We start from the raw sequence: 2,058 nt of genomic DNA, 5'->3' as shown, positions 1-2,058 counted from the left end.
GTGCCTCAAAATTTTATTTAATATAATGATATCTTTGCTTTTTATTAAAAATAACTACAATAGAAACAGCTGACTTTTTTTAGTTGTCTTGAATAACGTTACCAATCCACAGGAGGCATATGTTCTGAGAATGCATCTTTCTCTTTATTAGAAGATAAATTTTCTGCATGCGTTGTTGTTTGCCGTACTGTCACATCTTTTTCTGATTGAGAAAGTGTATTATCTGTATTGACAACGGTTTTCTTATGTAAGCATATTTTTGATGGGAAGAACTGAATCTTTCCAGACTTCCAAAGTTCTTGGCATATATTTGAAATGGTTCTTTCATGAGAAGCTGAAGCCACCGTTGATAATAATAAGATAGATAACACGCTCAACAGAGTTTTTATTGTTTTCATATACTCATCTCCCATTTTCCAATCAACCCCATTTGATATGCCTTGAGTTGCTGTCGCTTATTAAGCCTAGTCACAATAATCGTTATTTTCCTTCTCAATCTTTTATTACTCATTTATCACTTAAGATCATTGACGGCGTTTTATTTCAAAGGCAACCCGATTCCTATATAGCAGAATCAGTCTAATTTGATTCAAGTCGGAGGAGTACAGACAGTACAAATGCCCTCCCCCTCTCTCCCTAGGGAATAAAGGTGATGTGTTTATAAAAGGAGAGGCTAAAATTTGGCCATTACAGACCAGGATGAATTAATTTTTACCGGGCAGCTGCCTGAGTACTTCATCGCTAAAATAGGGTTCATCTTCAACCCAAAAAATATAATTTAATCCTAAATAATGCTGGGCAAAATCAAGAATATCCGCCACTGTATTTTTTTTACCTGTTTTAGGATTAATTTGGCGAAGATTACCTTCTTGTACCGCCATGCCTTTTACCAACGTAGAGGGAAAGGTTTTGAAAAAGCCATAACTCTGCGCCATGTGACTTTTGCGGTAGGGCATTAAATCGGGGCCACCTATGCCCATTTTGAGTTTTTCAGCTTGCGCAAACAAACTACGCATATAGTTTTTGTCGTCCCATGGCAACCATTCGCCTGGCACAAAATTAAGATAGACCATCGGGATGGATTTTTTGAACGCCCCTGCAAGCACTTGCATATTTTCTCGCACCGCATCGATATAAGCTTTGGGGGTAAAATCGACAGGAAAGGTCGTGCTGCCATCTGCGTTTTCTATTCCGATATCGATCGAGCTTTCACTAAAATTAATCCCGGCAATTTTTCCATCAAATTCACGCCCTAACTGCTGAACCAGTTTTTGATAACGTTTTCGAACAGGTTGTTCCCACATTTTGGCTGACCAGCCATATTCGTCGGCAGCAGGCGGTTTATTAGGATCACGCTCCGGAGCCGTCAACATGCTCTGTTTAAGCACACCGCCTTTATATAATGGATCCTGCAAAATATAGTCAGGTACATTGTAATGAGGAGTGAAAGACTTTTCCTGGAGTTGGATCCAAAGCTGTTTTCCAATCGAATTTAGATAAAGGAGATCTTCTTTTATTGCACTAAAATCATATTGATCTTTGCTTGGCTCAAGATTGCGCCATGTATAGACAATTTGTGCACCACTAAAACGCGCATCGTGCAATGCCTTGTCTGCACGGATGTTAGCCCCACCGGCATCTCGATGATAAAAAATAAAATATAATGCTGCAGTGGATGCTCAGCAGCAACCGAAGCAACATTCCCTGCTATTAGCAACAAAAAAAAGCACAGCCTAATAAAATTTTCCATCGTTCCTCCACTGTTATTGAGCCAAAAAAGTAGCAAGTTGTGAGCATAGTTGTTCAGCAGCTAATAAGCTACGTGGCCCGGCGCGATTAAACCAATCTTCATTGAGTGTGATCACAGGTAACTTCAGTTGTGGTAGCCAAAAATTTTTAACATATGCCGCAGATTGGCCAGTGATAACAATTAACTGAGGTTGACGACGCAACACTTGCTCGCGACTGATTTGCGGCCAAGGTACTCGACTATCGGCAAAAATATTTTCGCCACCACACAAGAAAATGATTTCGTTTTGCAAGGTATCCGCTGAACTG

General features: G+C 39.8%; 2 protein-coding genes and 1 pseudogene. All 3 read right to left on the bottom strand.

Annotated elements, in window-relative coordinates:
• Positions 1-98: 98 nt before the first annotated feature.
• Entirely contained in the window at positions 99-398 is a 300-nt protein-coding gene (locus tag REG_RS07605) for a hypothetical protein (protein WP_176603477.1), read from the bottom strand.
• Positions 399-704: 306 nt separating this feature from the next.
• On the bottom strand, positions 705-1,604 hold the full coding sequence (locus REG_RS07600; RefSeq protein WP_218015674.1) for a hypothetical protein: 900 nt from the start codon (positions 1,602-1,604) through the stop codon (positions 705-707).
• A gap of 159 nt (positions 1,605-1,763) precedes the next feature.
• A pseudogene (locus REG_RS14805) lies at positions 1,764-2,058 on the bottom strand (vitamin B12 ABC transporter substrate-binding protein BtuF); the annotation flags it as partial.

The organism is Candidatus Regiella insecticola LSR1 (assembly GCF_000143625.1).
Classification (GTDB): Bacteria; Pseudomonadota; Gammaproteobacteria; order Enterobacterales; family Enterobacteriaceae; genus Regiella; species Regiella insecticola.
The sequence above is the reverse complement of the archived record's forward strand: the minus strand, read 5'-3'. Positions and strand labels throughout refer to the sequence as shown.

Coding starts and splice junctions, on each gene's coding strand:
- REG_RS07605 (WP_176603477.1), bottom strand. CDS start 398: ATGAAAACAATAAAAACTCTGTTGAGCGTGTTATCTATCTTATTATTA.